The 18777-nt window shown below is 63.8% G+C and carries 14 protein-coding genes; 7 read left to right on the top strand and 7 right to left on the bottom strand.

Translation table 11 applies throughout. From position 1 onward, the window contains the following. Positions 1-1512 carry a long-chain-fatty-acid--CoA ligase gene (locus JWS13_RS26795; RefSeq protein WP_206008361.1) on the bottom strand — a complete coding sequence of 504 codons (1512 nt, stop codon included), beginning with the start codon at positions 1510-1512 and terminating at the stop codon, positions 1-3. A gap of 145 nt (positions 1513-1657) precedes the next feature. Here JWS13_RS26795 and JWS13_RS26790 point away from each other — a divergent pair, with 145 nt between their 5' ends. Then, entirely contained in the window at positions 1658-2839 is a 1182-nt protein-coding gene (locus JWS13_RS26790) for a PucR family transcriptional regulator (RefSeq protein WP_206008360.1), read from the top strand. Between the two features lie 104 nt (positions 2840-2943). On the opposite strand, the gene JWS13_RS26785 is transcribed toward JWS13_RS26790, so the two are convergent. The 6 genes from JWS13_RS26785 to JWS13_RS26760 form a co-directional block, all read right to left on the bottom strand. Beyond that, complete coding sequence (locus JWS13_RS26785; protein WP_206008359.1) at positions 2944-3720, bottom strand: SDR family NAD(P)-dependent oxidoreductase; 777 nt, start codon at positions 3718-3720, stop codon at positions 2944-2946. A 111-nt stretch (positions 3721-3831) separates the two neighbouring features. Then, the gene (locus tag JWS13_RS26780; protein WP_206008358.1) at positions 3832-5409 is read right to left on the bottom strand and encodes an APC family permease; all 1578 of its coding nucleotides are present in this window, start codon (positions 5407-5409) and stop codon (positions 3832-3834) included. Positions 5410-5455: 46 nt separating this feature from the next. Further along, positions 5456-6766: an MFS transporter gene (locus tag JWS13_RS26775; protein ID WP_206008357.1), complete on the bottom strand. Its 1311-nt coding sequence runs from the start codon at positions 6764-6766 to the stop codon at positions 5456-5458. Positions 6767-6885: 119 nt separating this feature from the next. Continuing rightward, positions 6886-7638 (bottom strand): SDR family oxidoreductase, encoded by a 753-nt coding sequence (locus JWS13_RS26770; RefSeq protein WP_206008356.1) that lies wholly within the window; start codon positions 7636-7638, stop codon positions 6886-6888. Then, a complete protein-coding gene (locus JWS13_RS26765) occupies positions 7631-9307 on the bottom strand; it encodes an NADH:flavin oxidoreductase (protein ID WP_206008355.1) in 1677 nt (558 codons plus the stop codon). The genes JWS13_RS26770 and JWS13_RS26765 overlap by 8 nt, the downstream gene beginning before the upstream one ends. Before the next feature lie 5 nt (positions 9308-9312). Beyond that, positions 9313-10257, bottom strand: a complete 945-nt coding sequence (locus JWS13_RS26760) for a dihydrodipicolinate synthase family protein (protein ID WP_259375275.1) — start codon at positions 10255-10257, stop codon at positions 9313-9315. Between the two features lie 599 nt (positions 10258-10856). Between JWS13_RS26760 and JWS13_RS26755 the strand changes: the two genes are divergently transcribed. The 6 genes from JWS13_RS26755 to JWS13_RS26730 all read left to right on the top strand — a co-directional run bounded on the left by JWS13_RS26755 (position 10857) and on the right by JWS13_RS26730 (position 18745). Then, on the top strand, positions 10857-12335 hold the full coding sequence (locus JWS13_RS26755; protein WP_206008353.1) for an aldehyde dehydrogenase family protein: 1479 nt from the start codon (positions 10857-10859) through the stop codon (positions 12333-12335). 167 nt (positions 12336-12502) lie between these two features. Further along, a complete protein-coding gene (locus JWS13_RS26750; RefSeq protein WP_206008352.1) occupies positions 12503-13834 on the top strand; it encodes a flavin monoamine oxidase family protein in 1332 nt (443 codons plus the stop codon). A 197-nt stretch (positions 13835-14031) separates the two neighbouring features. Next, a complete protein-coding gene (locus JWS13_RS26745) occupies positions 14032-15567 on the top strand; it encodes an APC family permease (protein ID WP_206008351.1) in 1536 nt (511 codons plus the stop codon). Between the two features lie 181 nt (positions 15568-15748). Continuing rightward, positions 15749-16663 (top strand): LysR family transcriptional regulator, encoded by a 915-nt coding sequence (locus JWS13_RS26740; RefSeq protein WP_206008350.1) that lies wholly within the window; start codon positions 15749-15751, stop codon positions 16661-16663. 181 nt (positions 16664-16844) lie between these two features. Continuing rightward, positions 16845-17993, top strand: coding sequence for a PucR family transcriptional regulator (locus tag JWS13_RS26735; RefSeq protein ID WP_206008349.1), 1149 nt, complete (start codon positions 16845-16847; stop codon positions 17991-17993). Then, positions 17990-18745 (top strand): VOC family protein, encoded by a 756-nt coding sequence (locus tag JWS13_RS26730; RefSeq protein ID WP_206008348.1) that lies wholly within the window; start codon positions 17990-17992, stop codon positions 18743-18745. Before JWS13_RS26735 ends, JWS13_RS26730 begins: the two co-directional genes overlap by 4 nt. Positions 18746-18777: the final 32 nt, after the last annotated feature.

The following is an 18777-nucleotide window of genomic DNA, read 5'->3' as shown; positions in this document are numbered from 1 at the left end:
CTACTTGGCGCTTTCGGTGGTCGGAACGGTTACCTCGCGGCGGAGAATCTTGCCGGTCGCTCCCTTCGGGAGACTATCGACGATCCACACACGGCGCGGGTACTTGTAGGCGGCGACGCGTTGCTTCACGAAGTCGCGCAGTTCGGTGGGATCGACCCGTGCGCCGTCCTCGAGGACGACCGCAGCGCCGATCTCCTCGCCGAGTGAGTCGTGTGGAAGACCGATGACCGCAGCCTCGACCACCACCGGATGCTCGTAGAGCACCTCCTCGATCTCCCGCGGGTAGACGTTGAAACCACCGCGGATGATCAGGTCCTTCTTGCGGTCGACGATGTAGAAATATCCGTCTTCGTCGACCTTCCCGACGTCACCGGTCGAGAACCAGCCATCGGCCGAGAGTGCCGACGCCGTCGCTTCCGGCAGGTTCCAGTACCCCTTCATCACGTTGTGGCCCCGGATCTGGATCTCGCCGAGCTCGCCCTGCGGGACCTCGTGGCCCACCAGGTCTACGATCCGCATCTCGACACCCTCGACCGGGGTACCGATCGATCCGGGCTTGCGCTCGCGGTGCAGGTGGTTGAAGGACGCTACCGGGGAGGTCTCGGACAGCCCGTAACCCTCGAGAATCGTGGCATCGAACATCTTCTCGAAATCGGTGAGAACCTGAACCGGCAGGGAGGCGCCGCCGGAGACACAGACGCGGAGGGACGCCGTCGCCGAAGAAGGAAATCTCCTCGCCTCACCGAGCAGCGCCGAGTACATCGTCGGCACGCCCTCGAACACCGTGACTGCGTCGCGTTCGATCACCTCGAGGGCCGTGTGCGGGTCGAATCTGGGGATCAGTGTGAGCGTCGCCCCCGCCGACACCGAGGTGTTCAGCCCGCAGGTCAGCCCGAAGACGTGAAAGAGCGGCAGGCACCCCATCACCACGTCGTCGGGCCCCACTTCGATCAGGGTGTTCGCGGCGACGTCCTGGTTGCGGTCGAGACCGCCGTGGGTGAGCTCGGCCCCCTTCGGCTTGCCGGTCGTCCCCGACGTGTGCAGGACGACGGCGGTGTCTGTATCGGCGCGGTCGACCGGACTCACTTGTTCGGGCAGATCCGCCGTCAGCCTCACCAGATCGGCATCGTCGACCAGCCAGCATTTCGCTCCGGCTGCCGCGGCGGCCGCGGTGGCCTCTCCAGCGAAGGCCGGTGTCGCGAAAAGCGCTGTCGCACCCGTGTTGGAAAGGTAGAACTCGATCTCGCGGGACTTGAGCAACGGGTTCATGGGCACCGCGATGGCACCGCTGCGCAGAATGCCGTAGAAGGCCAGCGCGAACGCGGGAGTATTGGGCAGCATCAACCCGACCCGATCGCCAACCGCGATTTCTTCGCGGGCGAGGAAAGTGGCGACTCGCGCGGCCACCGCGTCGAACTCGGTGAACGTGAATTCCTGATCGTTGCAGCGAAGCGCCACCTTATCCGGGAATTTTCGCGCTGAGGCAACAAGATTCAAACTCAGATTGGACAAGAGGACCTCCGGTGACTGTTGGCGTTTTGCCGGTGATTCAAGGGTGACTCCCGGCTCCGCCTGAGTCGATGGCCCCGGGAACAACGTCAACGGGCCGCCGGTGTGTGCGCTCACAACGGGCGTCGATTCGGCCTATCGTGTCGGTATGGAGGGACGACCGGATCCACCCATCGTCGAAGTCGGCGACGCGATGCTGGCCCGTGCCGACGAGCTCGGTGCCGCGATGGCCGCGGTCATCCGTCGCGACATCGACTACTACCGGTCGAACACCCTCGTGAGCACCGAGGAGATCCAGCGCAGCTGCAGCGCGAACATGACCTTCGTCTTTCATGCGCTGGCCGGAGACACCGATATGGACGTCTCCGCGGCGGAAGCGACCGGGACCTCCCGGGCGCTGGCCGGCGTCCCGTTGCCGGCGGTGATGGCGGCGTACCGGGTCGGCTTCCGCTTCATGTGGGAGAACACGGTCGCCGAGGCGAGAAGTAGAGGGGTGCCGCTCGACGCGATCCTGAACGCTACCTCGCAGATCCTCGTCGCCCAGGACATGTTCACCCAGGCAATGACCGATGCGTACCGGCACCAACAAACGATTCAGGTCCTCAACCACGAGGAGGAACGTTCGGCGCTGGTGGAAGCGTTGTTGTTCCACCGCATCACCGACATACAGAGTCTGTGGGAGACAGCCGACCTCCTGCGGTTACCGACATCTGGCCCGTATGTCGTTGTGGCAGCGCAGGTTCCTGCCATCGGCAAACTCGGCGTCCCGGAAATTGCAAGCAAGCTCGACGTCCGCGACATCCGCTCAGCTTGGCGACTGCTACCCGACCTCCAGGTCGGCATCGTCTTCCTCCGCCGCCCGGACATCCTCCACGAACTGATCGAAGTCCTCGACACCGTTGCCACCTCGCGCGTCGGCATCAGCCCACAATTCGACGACCTCAGCGAGACCAGCGAAGCACTTCGACTCGCCCGGATAGCCACCGGTGAAAGACCGTCCGGCGACTCCTTGATCACGGTCTTCGACGGGTCTGCCCTCGCATTCGCCGCCGTCAGTGCACCCGAGGCCATGAAACGGATCGGGAAGTCCGTGCTCGGACCGATCGACGACCTGCCACCCGAGGAGCGCAAAATTCTGGTGGACACCTTCGCGGCGTGGCTCGATACCGGTGGTTCGGCGAACGAGACCGCTGCGAAGATCTACTGCCATCCGAACACCGTTCGGCACCGCCTCCACCGCATCGAGGAGTGGACCGGTAAATCGCTGTCGCGGCCACGAGATGTCGCCGAACTCTGCCTGGCATTCGAGATCGACCGACTACTGCCCTGAAAGCAGTGCCGGGCTTCTCGGGTGCTAGTCACCGACAAGGCCGCCAGTCACGGGATGGTGCATGACTCGGCATCCTGATCGCCAACGTCTTCGCTCCCGTTCTCTCAGAGCATTGGCTGGCGGGTCAGGGTGCCGCCATCGACCGTAATGGTCTGCCCCGTGATGTAACTAGCATCGTCGGAGACCAGAAAGGCCACCACCGACGCGATCTCCGACGGCGTACCCAGTCGGCGCATCGGTACGTACCGCGCGATGACCTCATCGGATAGGTCGGCGACGAGCGGATCGACCATCGGTGTTCGTATGCAGCCGGGCGCAACGCAGTTGACCCTGATGTTTTCATCGGCCCACTCGATGGCGCTGGTCTGAGTCAGAGATATCAGTCCGGCTTTCGAGGCGTTGTAGGGCGCAAAGTTGGCTTCGGCCGCCAGCCCGTTGACCGAGGCGATGTTGACGATCGATCCGCCGCCGGTGGACCGCATGGCACGCGCCGCCGCAGCAGAAGTGAGTGCCGCACCACGCAAGTTGTTGTGCAAAGTGGTGTCCCATCCCTGGGCTGTCATGTCGACCATCGCGATCGACTCATAGATGCCGGCATTATTGACGAGATAGTTGACCCCGCCGAACAGATCGAGGCACCGATCGACAATGCTGTTACCCACACCCGGATCCGCCAGATCCGCAGCCATTCCGGCAACTTGACCGCTGTGCTGACTCAGCTCCGCGGCCACCGCATTGACCTGGGCTGTATTGCGTGAGCAGATCAGCACACGGTAACCCCGTCGTGCAAATAGCTTTGCGCAGGCGTAACCGATCCCCTTGGTACCTCCGGTGATAATGGCGCGGTGGCCCACACCGGCTTCCGAGTTGTTCACAGTCACTTCTCTTTCCTCGCTCAGATGAAGTTGGCCGGACGGCCGGCACAGGCCGTGTCGTTGTTTCGTACACGCGGTGCGGTGCTTCTCGCGTGTGGGCCCGTTTGGTACGCCGGATCAGTCGTCGTGGTCGGTGAATGCCTTTACCGGCCGCACGCTCGGTGCCTGGCTCTGTCGAGTGTTGGACAGCCCAGCGTTATCGGCAACCTCGTCGTGGACGGTCCCCGCACCCATGGTCGCGCGCATCTCGAACTCGAGGGCGAGAGCGTCGGCACCCTGGGGCATGGCAGGAGCCGGGAGTCGCCAGAGCATTGGAAGCTTGTCTTGAACAACACGCCGATACGCGTAGAGCACGACCGAGAACAACAGGATACCCACTGCCAGAAGAGATTCCCGGGTGCCGCCGTAGCCCAGAAGCTTGGGATTGAGGACGCCGATCACGGTGATGAATACGTTGAACACCACCAGGACGGCCACGACCGGAATCCACGCGTTGCTCCGCCGGATCGGCCGTGGCCAGTTCGGGCGATCTTTGCGCAGCAGGATGAATGCCGCCAAACCCAGGATGATCGCCAGTAGGTAGCCGAGATTGCTCGCCAGCAGGATGCTCACCGGATGCCCCACCAGGACCATGACGGTGGCGTTGAGGAGCACGTCCAGGGTCAGGGATCGGCCAGGCACACCCCACCGGTTGACCCAGTCGAGTTGCTTGATGGTCATCCCTTCCTGGGCAAGGCCGAACAGCGCGCGGCCCCCGTCGGCGGTCGTGGAGATCATCCCCACCAGCAGCGAGAAGGCGATCACGAGGGTTCCGATCCAGGCCGCGCCACCGAACGCGTGGTCGAATGCCACGGCGACGTAGGTCACCGGGTTGTCGCGAATCGTTCCCTCACCAAGGCCACCGGCCAGGGCCAGCGGCACCACGACGAACAGGACGATCATGAACAGCGAAATGCGCGACATGGCCTTGGAAGTGTCGCGGGATGTGTCCTTGTATTCGGGTGCGAACGAAGCAACGATCTCGCCTGTGTACACCGCCCACGCAGTTACGTAGAGCACGACGACCACGGTTTTCCAGTCTCCGTTGACCGACCACGACAGGTTGGCCGTCGACCAATGGATCGAGGGGCTGACCAGGCATGCCACCGACACCACGGCTAGACCTGCGATCACGAGCAGGCCGAGCACCTTGTTGACCGTGGCACCGAATTTCAAGCCGAAGTAATTGAATGCCCAGGCAAACAGCATGGCACCGAGGGCGAAGACGTGCTCGAGCCCGAGGTGATTGCCGAGGACATCGATGTCGAGTGTGTTTCCTTGAAACCAGGTCGCCTCGATCAATTCTCCGAAGACCACCGAAGCCATGGAGATTGTCAGAGACCAACCGATCCAGTAGCCGAACGCGGCGATAGCTCCGATCGGGGCGAAGTACTTTTTCCAGCCCTCGATTGCATAGCGCGCTACGCCCCCGGAGTCGAGCGGAAACATTGATGCCATCTCCGCGAACACCCGACACTGGAGATAGCTGACAACTGCACCAACGAACCAGACCGTGATTGCAACCCAGGCGCCGACGACCCCCAGAAGATAGCCGAATGTCACGAACAACCCAGTAGGTAGGGCAAGCGCAAGGGCCATGCCGTCGCGCCAGGTCAGTGTCTTGGCGAGTCTATGTTGGTCGACGCTGTCGCTCATCGTGGTGCTCCTCGTAGTTGGTCGGTGCATGCTGGCGACTTGGTGTTCACTCTCCGGCGAAGGTGCCGCTGCGGCGGCGGGCCGCCACGTAGAGGACCACGCTGATGACCGACAGAACTGCGGTGTAGACAGGGAACGCCCACAACAGGTTACGGCTCTGCAGCCACACGATCAGGTAGGACGCGGTGCCACCGAAGGCGGCGACGGCGATGCCGTAGCCGAGCCCGGTGCCGGTTGCCCGGCAGTACTTCGGCATCAGCGACGTGGATACAACGTTGTAGAGCGTCATGTTCGCCGCCAGCAGTACGCCGCCCAGCAGCAGGACCACCGTGAAGGTGCTCAGACCGTCGCCGGCGTACAACAACATCAGGAAGATGCCGGGGACGACCGCGAGGCGGGTGACCACGAATGCCCGGGACAGCCGCACCCGGTCGGCGATGCGGCCGGTGATGATCGATCCGACCAGCATGATCACGCCGAGAACGCTGGTGACGGCGAAGATCGTGGTCGGGTTCTCGCCGTAGATGCCGCGGGCCAGGCTGGGCAGACCGACGTTCCACGCGTAGTTGTAGGCCTGCGCGGCACCGACGACGAAGATGATCGCGGCCAGCCCGAGCCAGTGCCGCCGGACGCCCTCCCAGGTGCCCGACGTGCGTTCGGTCTTCTCCTCCTCCGACAATGTCTCGGGCAGAGCACGCCGCAGGTAGAGGACGAAGAAGCTCATCGCGGCGCCGACCAGCATCGGGACCCGCCAGCCCCACGTCGACATGGCGTCGCCGCCGATGATGTAGCTGGTCGCGAAGCTGACCAGGGAGGCGAGCACAATGCCGAAGTTCTGGAAGAAGCTGATGTAACCGGCCGCCCTGCCCTCGTGTCCGGCCGGCATCAATTCCACGGCGTACGCCGTGGACAGCGGTGCCTCGATGCCGGTGGACAGGCCCTGTAGCAGCCGACATGCCAGCAGCAGGATCCCGGCCCAGACGCCGATCGCGTCGTAGGACGGCAGCAACGCGATGCCGAGGGTGGTGGCCGCCATGATGCCGACCGACCAGAGCATCACCCGGCGACGGCCGATGCGGTCCGCGACATTGCCGAGCAGGACTCCGCCCAGCGGCCGGACACAGAACCCGACCGCGAATACGGCCAGCGCGTCGAGGGTGGACGACACCGGGTCCTGCGACGGAAAGAACTGCGGCCCGATGAACGCGGCGAGGAGGCCGAAAATCATCCAGTCGTACCACTCGAGGGTGTTACCGAGGCCGAGGCCGAGCATCGCCCTGCGGGTGGACGGCGGGGAGGCGTTTCCGCGTTGCGTCGCCGACTCGGCGGTCGCCGTGGGGTCCTGGGTGCCGGTCATGACGAATTCTCCGGGGATGTCGGGAGGACCCGTTATGGGTGCCTCGGTGGAGCGCTGCGCGGACGGTTGGTGACGCCAATCGCTGTGTAAGGCTTAAAGTAATTGCGCACCTGCATACTTCAGATCGATTGCGCGCCGTCGACGACCAACGTCACGCCCCGCATGAACTCGGCCGCCGGTGAGGCCAGGAAGCCGACCGCCTGTGCGATGTCGTTTGGCGTCGCCAGCCTGCCTGCCGGGATGCCGGATCGATAGGACGCCAGGTCGCCGACGACCTGTCGGTCCTTCGGGACACCGAGCTCCTCCCATTGACGGCGCTGCATCTCGGTGTCACAGGAACCGGGAGCGACAGCGTTGACGCGGATTCCGTCAGCTGCGAGCTCGAGCGCGAGGCATTCGACCATCATTTTGGTGGCGGCCTTGGTGGCGCAGTAGGCGCCGAGGTCGAGGCGGGGCTTGTGCGCACAGTTCGAGGTGATCGCGATAAGTGATCCACTCCCTTCGGCGCGCATCTGGGAGATGTGGGGGCGGAAGGTGTTGAGCACCCCCAAGGTGTTGACCTGAAAGTGGTTGACGAGATTGTCGACCGGGTCGCTCGCCAACCGGCCGGATACGCACCTTCCTGCATTGGCGACCACCGTGGTGGGCGGACCGCCCAATGCAGCTGTCAACGCCACGGCGGTCTGCTCCATAGCCGCGGCGTCGCTCACGTCGCACTCGGCGAAAGCGACTCGGTCCTTCAGTCGCGCCGAGGGCGCCTGCCGGTCGATTACGGCGACAGCGGCTCCATCTGACAGGAGTTTCTCGACAATGGCCTCGCCGATGCCTTGACTGCCGCCGGTGACGATGCATCGCATCGGATGATTAGTCATCACTGTTTTCCTTCCACGCTTGGGTGTATGCATCGCGCACGGCAGCGGCCAACTCGCCCGGCTGTGCCGCGTCGCCGATCTTGATGGTGCGAGCCCCCGGAATGCGGGTCGGCTCAGTCCTCCGGGGGTTGCGCAGGTCGTAGAGCAATATGTGGTGGAGCCGGTCGCTCTTCATCAGCCGCTTCGGCAGGGGAACGCGGGACAGGACTCGGATGAGGGTGCGGACGAGGGGACCGAGGTTGCCCACGTAATTGGCACCCCTGGCGTCAGCGACGACGTCGACGTTGGTACGCCATTCGGGCGGTGGTTCCCGCTCCCCTTCCGGGGCGATGTGAACACCTGCCTCGACGGCCTCTCTCCACAGTCCGTCGAAGTAGCGGTGCATCCGCTGTCGATCCGGTCGGTAGCCGTTGAAGGTGGGTGCTGCCGCCGCCTTCCAGGTGCGGTCCCGCGCGATGATGTACACCTCGTGTCCCGCTCGAGCCGATTCCAGTGCGTAGGTCAGGCCGGCCGGGCCGGCACCGAACACGAGTCGGCGCTCCGCAACGGTTCGAGCGGCGGGCCGGTCGGTGGTCGTCACGGTGGGGTTCACCGCGCAGGCCAGCTGTTGACCCGAGCGCATGGTCCGCACACAGTGATTGCACGCCAGGCACTCTCGCACTTGCTGGTGTTGCTGCGTTTTGCGCGCCCAGTGCGGATCGGCGATCTGGCCGCGCCCCACTGCGACGAAATCCGCCCACCCCCGTGCGAGAGCGTCCTCCGCCACAGCCGGGGCGTTCACCCGCCCAACCGCGATGACGGGCAGCCGCGTCCGTGCCTTGACCGCCCGGGCCGCGTCGAGGAATACGCCGTCCTCGTACGGCATCGGCGGAATCATGATCTCGGGATCGGCTGACTTGTAGTGCCCGCCGGTCACCGAGACAGCGGAGACGCCGGCGTCCTCGAGGTAGGGAAGGAACGCGAGCGAGTCGTCCACGGTTTGTCCGGCGGAGTAGTAGTCCTGACCGCTGAGGCGATAGCTCAGGGGAATTCCGACAGCTTCAACGATGCGGCGCACCAGTGACGCGAGGAAGTCGTACCGGGCAGCGGCGTCGGGCAGCACCTGGTTCTCATCGGCGCTGATCAGCTGCGCCAGAAGGTATCCGTGGGCTCCGTGGAGCTCGATCATGTCGAACCCCGCATCCTCCGCCCGTCTGGCGGCGTCGACGTGATCCACCACGAGCTGCTCCAGCGAATCCGCGTCGAAGAGCTCGGGAAAGTTCACGAAGCGTGCCGTCTCGAATACCGGAACCGGCCCCGCAGTAGAGGCCAGGGGGCGACCACCGAGTTCCGTCGGGAGCGCCCTCGCTCCGCCGTGACCCAGTTGGATGCCGGCCCGAGCCCCCTGCTCGTGAATGGCCGCGACGAGGGAGCGCAACCCAGGTATGTACTCGTCCGAGTCGATGCCCAGCTCGCGCCCTCTGTGCCGACCACGACGCTGCGGCGAGGCCATCTCCACGATCACAAGACCACAGCCACCCCTGGCCCGTTCCTGGTAGTAACTCACAAGCTTCGGCGTGACCTCTCCGGAGGGGGTGGCCAGGCGAGTGGTCATGCTGGGCAACACGACCCGGTTGCGCATCTCGACGCCGCCGATCGCGCTCGGACTGAAGAGGTGGACGTAGGACATGAGCGTTACACGAGTCCGGCGGCGACGCAGGCGGCCTCGAGAGTGGCGAGCTCAGTGTCGTCGACCTCCACCAAGGGGCGCCGCACATACGTGGCGTCGCTCGGGATTCGACCCAGGATGCCCAGGGCCGCCTTCATCCGATTGTGCTGGTCGAAGAAGGGATCGGCGTAGCAGGCAACGGCGAGGGGGTAGATGCGATCCCAGGCCTTTCGCGCCCCGGTCAGGTCGCCGGCCTGCATAGCGGCAAGGAGTTCACTCTGCAGATCCGCGACGATACTGCCGTGACCGCTCAGCACCCCGTCGCTGCCCACCAGAAGGGATGCAAAGAGGGCGCGGCTGAAGCTGCTCAAGACCGAGACGTGGGGCGCGTCGGCCTTGATCGCCCGCCATGTGTCCTCGTACTCGACGATGTCGTAGGACCATTCCTTGATGGCCGCCACGGTCGGGATGGTCTGACATATTTCCAGGGTGGTCTCGAGCGGCAGCGTGAGAGGGTTGCCGACCGGATACTTGAAGATGATCAGGGGCACGTCCACGGCCTCAGCGACCGCTTCGTAGTGGGAGCGCTGCGATTCCGAGCGCTGCTGCGACCCTCCGGCGAAGACTCCCGAGGGGAACACCAAGAGCGCCTTCGCTCCAGAGTCGACCGAACGTCGAGCCTCCGCAGCGGCCCGGGCACTGCCGTCGTCGTAGACGCCGGCGACCACGCCGACGGATTCGGGAACCACGGAGACGGCGTGCTCGATCATGCGTTGGCGTTCCTCGGTGGTCAGGGTCGCGACCTCCGAGGCGTGGGCGGTGGTGGTGATCCACTCAACTCCAGGTATTGCGGCAAGCCACCGGAGGTGGGAGGTGAGTGCGTCCCAGTGAATTGCTCCTCCCCTCGACATTGGAGTGAGGTGGGCTGGAATGAGACCACGAACTGACGAGACCGAGTCGCTCTGGACCATGATGTCCCCTTTCTGATGCGGTTAGAAGAAAGGTAGGAACGAGCGTGGTGGGCAAACAAGGGACAGTCCTGCACGCCGATATGCATTTATGCAGAAATTGCAGGTCAGATGAATACCTGGTCCCGGGCTTCCGCGTTTGCGGTCAGAGGCACGTAGGGCCTGCTCTTCGATCTCCAGATCGGCGCGAGAGCCTTCTGCGCCCGGAATGAGGCGATTTGTCCAGTGACGCTGAGTTATTCGCGATATCTCGAACTCGGCGTCATTCGTCGCGCGGGACGGGCCCCATCTCGTGGAAGTCCTGTCTTCTGCCGTTGCGCCGCACTGGATCTCCCACTACTGCGAGTTCTGGACCTGAAGCGGATATCGCCCACCTGAGCGACCGCGCGCCACCGAATGTGGGCATGCACAGACAGTTCATCCTTGACTGTGCACACGCATATGTTGCCACCTGAAATTAGTGATTAAGTTCATTGTCACTCGATCCAGCCGGACGGATCACCTTGCCCATCGGAACGGTCGGCCAGCGCTCACGCCGCGTCCGACATGGCGAGGTGTGACCGACGATGCCCCCGAAATTCCCCCACGATGGAGACAACGACATGACCACCGCCCCCTCTCCCGCACCCCCTCAGCTGCACACTTCGGTTGCCAGGGTCGATCTGTCGGATCAGACCTTCAAGCAGCTGATCGATGGGCAACTCGTCGAAGGGGCAATTGGTCAGCCGGTCCGCGACCCGGCAACTGGCGAGGTGATCGCGACGGCGCCGGTCGCGGATGAGAAGCAGGCCGATGATGCATACCGGGCTGCGGCCCGCGCCTTCGGAGAGTGGCAGAACACCGCGGTCGAGGAGCGGTCACGCATCCTGCACCAGCTCGCGCAGCGCATCGAGGCGCGGCGGGAGGAGATCTCGCGAATCATCACATTGGAAACAGGCAAGCCGGCCGCCTCGGCCGATGGTGACGTCGACTCGGCCCTCATCTGGATGCGCCACATCGCCGACCTGCGCCTCGACCCCGAGGTGGTGCGTGATGACGAGGGCTCGCGAATCGAGGTCCACCGCAAGCCCATCGGCGTCGTGCTCGGGATCATCCCGTGGAACTTCCCCTTTTTCCAGACCATCTACAAGGTGGCGCCGGCATTGCTCGCAGGCAACACGATCGTGATCAAACCCGCACCAACCACACCGCTCAACGCGATGCTGATCGGTGAAATGCTCCAGGATCTGGTTCCGGCCGGAGTGGTCAACGTGGTGGGCGACGGCGGCGACCTGGGCCCGTATCTGACCGCCCACAAGAAGGTCGACAAGATCTCCTTCACCGGTTCCACCGTCGCAGGCCGCAAGGTGATGGCCAGCAGCGCGGAGACTCTCAAACGAGTCGTCTTGGAGCTGGGTGGGAATGACGGAGCCGTCGTGCTCGACGACGCAGACGTACCGAAGGTCGCCAAAGGAATCTTCGAGTGGGCATTCTGGAACTCCGGTCAGGTTTGCATCAACATCAAGCGGATCTTCGTGCACTCGTCGCAATACGACGAGTTCTGCGATGAGTTCGCCAGGTTGGCCACCGACGCCAAGGTCGGCCACGGTCTCGACCCGGACACCGAATACGGTCCGGTGCAGAACCCCAAGCAGTTGGAGGCTGCCAAGAAGGCACTCGAGATCGCAGCGCGTGATGGAAAGATCATCGCCGGCGGCGACGTGTTCGATACCCCCGGCTACTTCGTGCAGCTCACCGTCGTCCGCGACATCGATCACGCCAGTCCACTGGTCGCCGAGGAAACCTTCGCGCCTGTCCGCGCCATCTTGAAGTACGACGACCTCGACGAGGCGATCGAGCAGGTCAATGGGACCGAATATGGCCTGGGCAATTCGGTGTGGGGCACCGACGTGGAGCGCGCCAGTAGGGTCGCGCAGCGCCTCGAGAGCGGCACCGTCTGGGTGAATACGCATTGTGCCGTCCTGCCTGAGGTTCCCTTCGGCGGACGCAAGCAGTCGGGTCTCGGCGTTGAGTTCGGGATGGAAGGGCTCCTGGAATTCACCGACACCAGCGTCCTTCACATCGTCAAGAAGAGCGACTGAAGCTCGGCAAAAGAGGGATCGGAAAGAGGAGCGCTTATTCGAGGCCGAGCGACCGTGGAGACAATCGGAGGACAGTAGACCCCAATTCCGGGACTTTACTTCGTTCCGAAGGTGACCAAATAAAATTGTCACCGATAAATAATTCTTGACTATCACTGGATGAGGACATGGGAAACAATCAGTTGTGTGATGTTGTGATCATCGGAGCCGGCTTCGCCGGCATTACCGCTTCTCGGGAACTCAGTCGCCGGGGGTACGACGTGGTAGTGCTCGAAGGCAGGGATCGCATTGGCGGCAGAACCTGGTACAAGGACGACGCTCTGCCGGGGCACTCATTGGAGTTGGGAGGTACGTGGGTTCATTGGTTCCAGCCACATGCGTTCGCGGAAATCTCGCGCTACAACCTCGAGCTTGTCGAAACCATCGGAGTGTCCGCGCCTGAGATCGCAGCCACGGTGACCGGAGGCCGGCGGAAGAGCGTTCCCTATGAGGAGGCCTCGGCGGCTATCGAGTCCCTCATGGAGATGGTCGTTCAGGACGCTCGGGAGGTTCTCGAGCGACCGTTCGAGCCCTTCTACCATCAGGATGCGCTAGAGGTCGTCGACAAGTTGTCGATCCAAGATCGGATCGACGGACTTGACCTGACTCCAGAAGAGAAAGACCTGGCCAATGGCTTGTGGACCGCCATGGGCTCCGCTCCCTGTGGAGACGTCGGTCTGGTTGCAGCGCTGCGGTGGTATGCGCTGAGCGGATTCGATATCAACGCAGTATTCGATACGGTTGGGCGCTACAAACTCAAAAACGGAACACGCTCTCTGATCCAGGCCATAGCCGACGATTCCTCGGCCGAAATTCGGCTGAGCACCCCCGTTGCCGCGGTGGAACAATCGGATGACGGTGTGGTCGTGACCACCCGGCAAGGGGATACTCTGCGGGCTGAGTACGTGGTCGTCGCGGCGCCATTGAATACGTTCGGTGCCATTGATTTCAGTCCCGCACTATCCGCCGCAAAACAAGCGGGGATTTCTGAGGGCCAGCCCGGCCGTGGTTCGAAAGCGTGGGTGCACGTTCGAGGGGACTTGCCCAAGCCGTTCTTCGCTGTTGCTCCGGAGAATCATTTGATCAACTATGTCGTCACGGACAAAATCCTCGATGACGGTCAGTTGCTGATCGCTTTCGGCCCCGAAGGGGCTGATCTGAACGCTGGTGACGTTGACCAAGTCAGTGCAGAACTCCACAAGCTATTCGGGGATCTGGAAGTCGTCGCCACCACTGGACACGACTGGGCAAGTGACGAGTTTTCGCGGGGCACCTGGTGCATGTTCAGACCGGGCCAGACAACGAGGTTGCTCGCGGAGCTGCAGAAGTCCGAAGGCAGGGTCTTCTTCGCTGGTTCTGATCTCGCCAATGGATGGAACGGGTTCATCGATGGCGCGATCGAATCCGGAATCCGGGCCGATCGAGAGATTCATGCACGGATCTCCGGGAATCCCAGCTGAGCCCTGTCACAGGTTGCACTCCCTTCTCGCAACGCGGATGCACGCGAATTCCGGGGTGAAGACCTAGACATGCAGGGCCGGGGCGCTCGCGGCGCCTTGGCGTCCCGGCCTTGCGTCCATACAGATGACCAGATGGTGCCGATCCCGACGATCGCGTCGACCTAGCTCGGGGGGACAATAGAAACGAAGGACGAGACATGACCGAAAACAGCATGGGCGATCGAAGACTCGCCAAGAAGCTCACCTGGCGCGATGGCATGGCCATGGCGCTGACCCTGCCAGTTGGGTTGTTCGTGACATTCGGCTATCTACTCGGCGTAGTCGGTGCGTGGACCGCAATTACGATCTGGTTCATCGGAGCGGTGATCAGCTTCCTGCAATGCCAAGTCTTTGCGGAGATGGCGGCAATGTTCCCCCGCGATTCAGGAGGGGTCGCACGTTACGCAATCGAGGGCTGGAAGAAATACTTCGCCCCTCTTGGAGCCATCGCCGCGTTCGGCTACTGGCTCGGTTGGTCACTGTCCATCTCGATGGCCTCGGTGGTCTTCGGAGAATTGATCGAGGCGACCTGGTTTCAGGACAACACTGTCGCCTTCAGCATCTTCGGCAATCACCTCGGGCTGGAGCACGTCTTCGCCCTCGGTGCCATGCTGTTCGCCTGGGCATTCAATTACTTCGGCTTGAAGTTCGGTGCCACGGTCAACAAGGTGCTCGGATTGCTGGTCGTCGCAGGTCTAGCCGTAATAACGGTGGCGTGCCTGGTCAGCCCGTCGATCCATTGGTCGACGGCCAACCTGTCGTGGTCGGTGGCCGGCGACTGGCGCACAGTCGCCGTCGTGTTCTACGTGACCGCGTGGACGATCTACGCGGGCGAGATCGTTGCGTCTTTCGCACCCGAGTACAAGGACACCGCCCGCGATACTTCCAAGGCCATGTCGCGAATTTCGCTGTTCATGATCGTGCTGTTCGTCGTCGTCCCGACCGCCCTTGCGGGTGGTCTGGGCGAGGGCGTTGTCCGGGACAACCCGGTGAACTATGTCGCTGTGGCATTCGACCACGCGTTCGGTGGCGCGGCCTGGATCGGAACGATCGTGATTGCGTCGGCCCTGCTGATCTCCATAATCTCCACCACCGCCGACGGGGGCCGCGCGCTGTTCGGCCTTGCCCAGGAAGGGATGACCATCAAGCAACTCGACTGGGTCAACCGGTGGGGTGTGCCTGGCCGATCCCTGACCCTGGACGTGCTCCTCAACGCCACCGTCATGGTCCTGGTGGGGCATCCGGTGAGCATCCTGCTGGCGAGCAATCTCGGCTACCTACTGGCGATCATCCTGGGTTTGGCGGCATTCATTCTGCTGCGCAAAGATCGCCCGAACTGGCCACGGCCGATTCGGCGGAGCAACGCGTGGATTCCGGTCGTGGCCGTCCTGGTGGTGTTCAACATATTCATCACCGTGATCGGCGTCCTCAATCCCGAACTTCTGGGCTACGGAGGCACCCGGGAGTCCTTGGTCGCGGTGGCCGTCCTGCTGTTCTCGGTCGTGCTTTATGCCTATCGGCGTGTTGTTCAAGACAAACTTCCAATGCTCTGGCGACTCCCCGCTCCGGCCATGCCCGAGGGCGCGGACGCTCTCGCCCTCGAGCACGAGATGAAGCAGATGCATTCCTCGCCTACCCGCTCGACGAACCGTGACCCGATGACGCCAACCGAACTCGAGGCGGAACGTCTGTGAGGATCCTGCGCGGACGGTGACCGACCAACAGGTTCACCGCCGATACCGCGCTGGTCACGATTCCAGCCTCGGAGTCGGGCGCGAGGCCACCAGCAGCTCGTAGATGACGGTGCCCTCGCCATCGGGGTAGGCCCCGGTGACGAGAGCACGCATCGAAGTGAAACCAGCATTGAGGGACCGGATGAGAGTGGATGCGGAAGACGTGAAGTACTTCCACGTCGTGGCCGAGGCCAAGACCCTGGTCCGCGCCAGCCAGGAGCTGGGGGTTGACTACACGACCGTCAGCCGCCGAATCGGTCGGCTGGAAAAAGCGCTCGGCACCCGACTGTTCAGCCGGAGTGGGACTGGCTGGAAGCTGACACCCACAGGCGAAGGTCTCCTGCCGGCAGCACGCATGGTTTCCCTGGGTGTCGATGTGTTCGCGGACGGCGACCCGATCGTGTCGACTCCGGAGGAGTGGACCATCCTCGCTCCGGACGGGTTCGCCGCGGCCGTCCTGGCACCGCGCTGCGGACGCTTGATCGCCGAGAGCGGGGTCATCCTGCGTATCGTGACGGCAGATTCCCTGGCGAGCCGGGACGGGGTGTCCTTCGACGCGGCGGTGGTCCGCACCAAACCCACATCTACCCGGGTCAAAGTCCAAGAACTCGTTGCCTACGAGATCGGGCTCTACGCCACCCAGGACTACCTGCACACACACCCCACGATCGGACAGATCGAGGATCTGCAACAGCACGTCCTGTGCTGGTACCCGGAGGACCCTCTTGCAGCCGTGCCCGACTTCGCGGCTCTCAGACCGATGCTGCCCAACATCATTCGGCTACAATCCAACAATCTCTTGGTGCACGAGGAAGCAGCATTGGCCGGTGTGGGGATTGCCGTCATGCCCACCTACATCGCACGTAGACGCCCCTCTCTGGTCCGAGTCCTCCCCGAGGACGTCACGTATACCGGGCGCTATTGGACAGCCCTGCCGGCCGCTCAGCTCCGTTGGGAAATCACCCGGAAGGTCCTGCAATTCCTTCGCGATGCCGTCGTCGATGCCGGTCTCGCCCCGTGCCCGGAAGAACAGCCACGTCGAGCGAACCAGAAGTAGACACCGTTATGCGCGACGCTGAGCCAATTGTGCAGGGGACTGCAGGCTCCACCACCCCGGATCCCGTGAACAGGCTCTCGGGTTGGGCGAACATCGGCAGTTCGTGGAGCGATTTTCCTTCCGGATCCGCGGCGACATCGACTCATGTAACGCACGTCGCTCAGTGCGTAGGATGCACGCTATGACGTCGGCCGACCCCGAACTCGCCGACCACCGGATGCTGGCCGACACACTGACCGCCGAACGGCCACTGCATGCACTGGTGAACGCGCTACACGGGATCTCGGCCGCGCCGGTGGCCGTGATCGACCTACGTGGTGGCGTATTGGTCAGCGTGCCTGCGCGGACCGAGTGGCCGGCCGAAGAACTGGTCGCTGCCTCACCTTCGACCGGGGACGCGGTCGCCGACTGCGTGCTCCGGCCGGTGGAGCTGGAAGGCGAGCCGGTCGCCGTGCTGTGCGCGCGTGGACAGGACGTGCCCCCTGCGCTGTTCTCGTTCGCCGCGACGCTGGCCGGTATCGAACTGTCGCGCCGTCACGCCGTCTTGAGCGGACGTCGGGAGCTACTCGGCCAGATCCTGGAAGACGTCATCGCCGGTCAGTCCAGCGAACAGGAGACCGCACGGCGGCTCGGCGAGCACGGCCTGGACGCCGGGAAAGCGCATGAGGTCGTCGTCGGGTCCGTGGCCTGTCCGCCTCGGCGGCTCCGCTCCTACCCGTGGAACCTGCACACTCTGCTGAGCCAGCAACACGACCCGCACCTGCGGGCAATCGTGCACGACCGCGTCGTCCTGGTCGTCCCCGAGGGAGCCGGACTGTTCGTGGCGCGGCTGTGCCACGAACACCTTTCCAGCCTGGGCTCGGATGCCCGTGTGGGGGTCAGCAAAGCGCGCGTCGGAGTACGTGGACTGCGGTTGGGCTACTTCGAGGCGCGCAACGCCCTCGCCGAGGGCTACGGTGTGCATGTGCACCGGATCCAGGACCTGGCTACAGCGCTGCTTATCGCAGGCATCGAAGCCGGTCTGCCACTGCGTGATCTGGCGGCCGAGGCACTGGCCCCGCTCCTCGACTACGACCAGAAGCATGGCACCGCTCTGGTGAACACACTCCGCCGTTACCTGGCCGAGGACGGAGCACCGGCGGCAACCGCCACGGCACTGTTCGTGCACCGCAACACCTTACGCAACCGGCTCCGACTGATCGAGGAGCTCACCGGCCGTGACATCGATTCGCCGAGCAGTCGCACCCACTTCTGGCTGGCCACGACCTGCTGGGAGCTAGGCTCCACCGCAGATCTGTCGTCACTTCTCGACGGGCGGGGACCACAATGACCAGCAGTGTCGGGATCACCTCGGACACCGTACTTTTCGTGGGCGGCGACACACCTGGCGGCCGGGCGTTCTACGCCCTCGCCATGGACCACGGGCGTGGCAGTGACAGCCCTGGGCAGCGCATCTCGTTCGTATCGGCCGGTGATGTTCCCGTACCACCGCAGGGGTGTTGGGTGCCCTGCTTCGGTACCGACGACCACGTGGCCGCCGGTAGCCGGGCGCTCGACCTGGGGGCACGTCCAGCCGGCACCGTGCCCGTCGACGGCCTGGACCAGCCCGTGTACGCCGCGCCCGACGGGGCGCTGTTCGGGCTGACCGACGTTCCCGGTTCCCGACCGCACAGTCAGCGGCTTGGAGACGTGGCCTTCGTCGACTTGTACACGCCACTGGCCGAAGAGGCAGCGGCCTACTACGCCCAGACGCTGTCCTGCCACTTGATCGACGAGCCTGCGCCCAGCCCGGGCAACTACCGCCTGCTGGTGTCCGCGGATCGACCCGTGGCCGGTGTTGTGGACATGTTGGACGTCCTGCCTTCTGCCGTTCCGCCACACTGGATCCCGTTCCTACGAGTCCTCGATCTGGAAGCGGAGGTCGCACGTCTGAGCGACCTCGGTGCGCGAGTCCGGGTGCCGGCCACCGACTCTGCAATGGGCCCGTTCGCCGTGCTCGTCGACCCGTTCGGGGTCGCCTTCGGGCTGCAGACCCCGGTGTCCGACGATCTCCTGAGGAAATACGCCGCCATCCGGAGATGACTGTGACCGCGCACAGAGCGTGCGGCGCGAAC

The organism is Rhodococcus pseudokoreensis (assembly GCF_017068395.1).
Taxonomy (GTDB): domain Bacteria; phylum Actinomycetota; class Actinomycetes; order Mycobacteriales; family Mycobacteriaceae; genus Rhodococcus_F; species Rhodococcus_F pseudokoreensis.
Note: the sequence above shows the minus strand (reverse complement) of the source record. Positions and strands in the feature narration are given on the sequence as shown.

Bases quoted from the DNA above. Each gene is read 5' to 3' on its own strand.
- JWS13_RS26790 (WP_206008360.1), top strand. From the start codon at position 1,658: ATGGAGGGACGACCGGATCCACCCATCGTCGAAGTCGGCGACGCGATG.
- JWS13_RS26780 (WP_206008358.1), bottom strand. From the start codon at position 5,409: ATGAGCGACAGCGTCGACCAACATAGACTCGCCAAGACACTGACCTGG.
- JWS13_RS26775 (WP_206008357.1), bottom strand. From the start codon at position 6,766: ATGACCGGCACCCAGGACCCCACGGCGACCGCCGAGTCGGCGACGCAA.
- JWS13_RS26770 (WP_206008356.1), bottom strand. From the start codon at position 7,638: ATGACTAATCATCCGATGCGATGCATCGTCACCGGCGGCAGTCAAGGC.
- JWS13_RS26765 (WP_206008355.1), bottom strand. From the start codon at position 9,307: ATGTCCTACGTCCACCTCTTCAGTCCGAGCGCGATCGGCGGCGTCGAG.
- JWS13_RS26760 (WP_259375275.1), bottom strand. From the start codon at position 10,257: ATGGTCCAGAGCGACTCGGTCTCGTCAGTTCGTGGTCTCATTCCAGCC.
- JWS13_RS26755 (WP_206008353.1), top strand. From the start codon at position 10,857: ATGACCACCGCCCCCTCTCCCGCACCCCCTCAGCTGCACACTTCGGTT.
- JWS13_RS26750 (WP_206008352.1), top strand. From the start codon at position 12,503: ATGGGAAACAATCAGTTGTGTGATGTTGTGATCATCGGAGCCGGCTTC.
- JWS13_RS26745 (WP_206008351.1), top strand. From the start codon at position 14,032: ATGACCGAAAACAGCATGGGCGATCGAAGACTCGCCAAGAAGCTCACC.
- JWS13_RS26740 (WP_206008350.1), top strand. From the start codon at position 15,749: ATGAGAGTGGATGCGGAAGACGTGAAGTACTTCCACGTCGTGGCCGAG.
- JWS13_RS26735 (WP_206008349.1), top strand. From the start codon at position 16,845: ATGACGTCGGCCGACCCCGAACTCGCCGACCACCGGATGCTGGCCGAC.
- JWS13_RS26730 (WP_206008348.1), top strand. From the start codon at position 17,990: ATGACCAGCAGTGTCGGGATCACCTCGGACACCGTACTTTTCGTGGGC.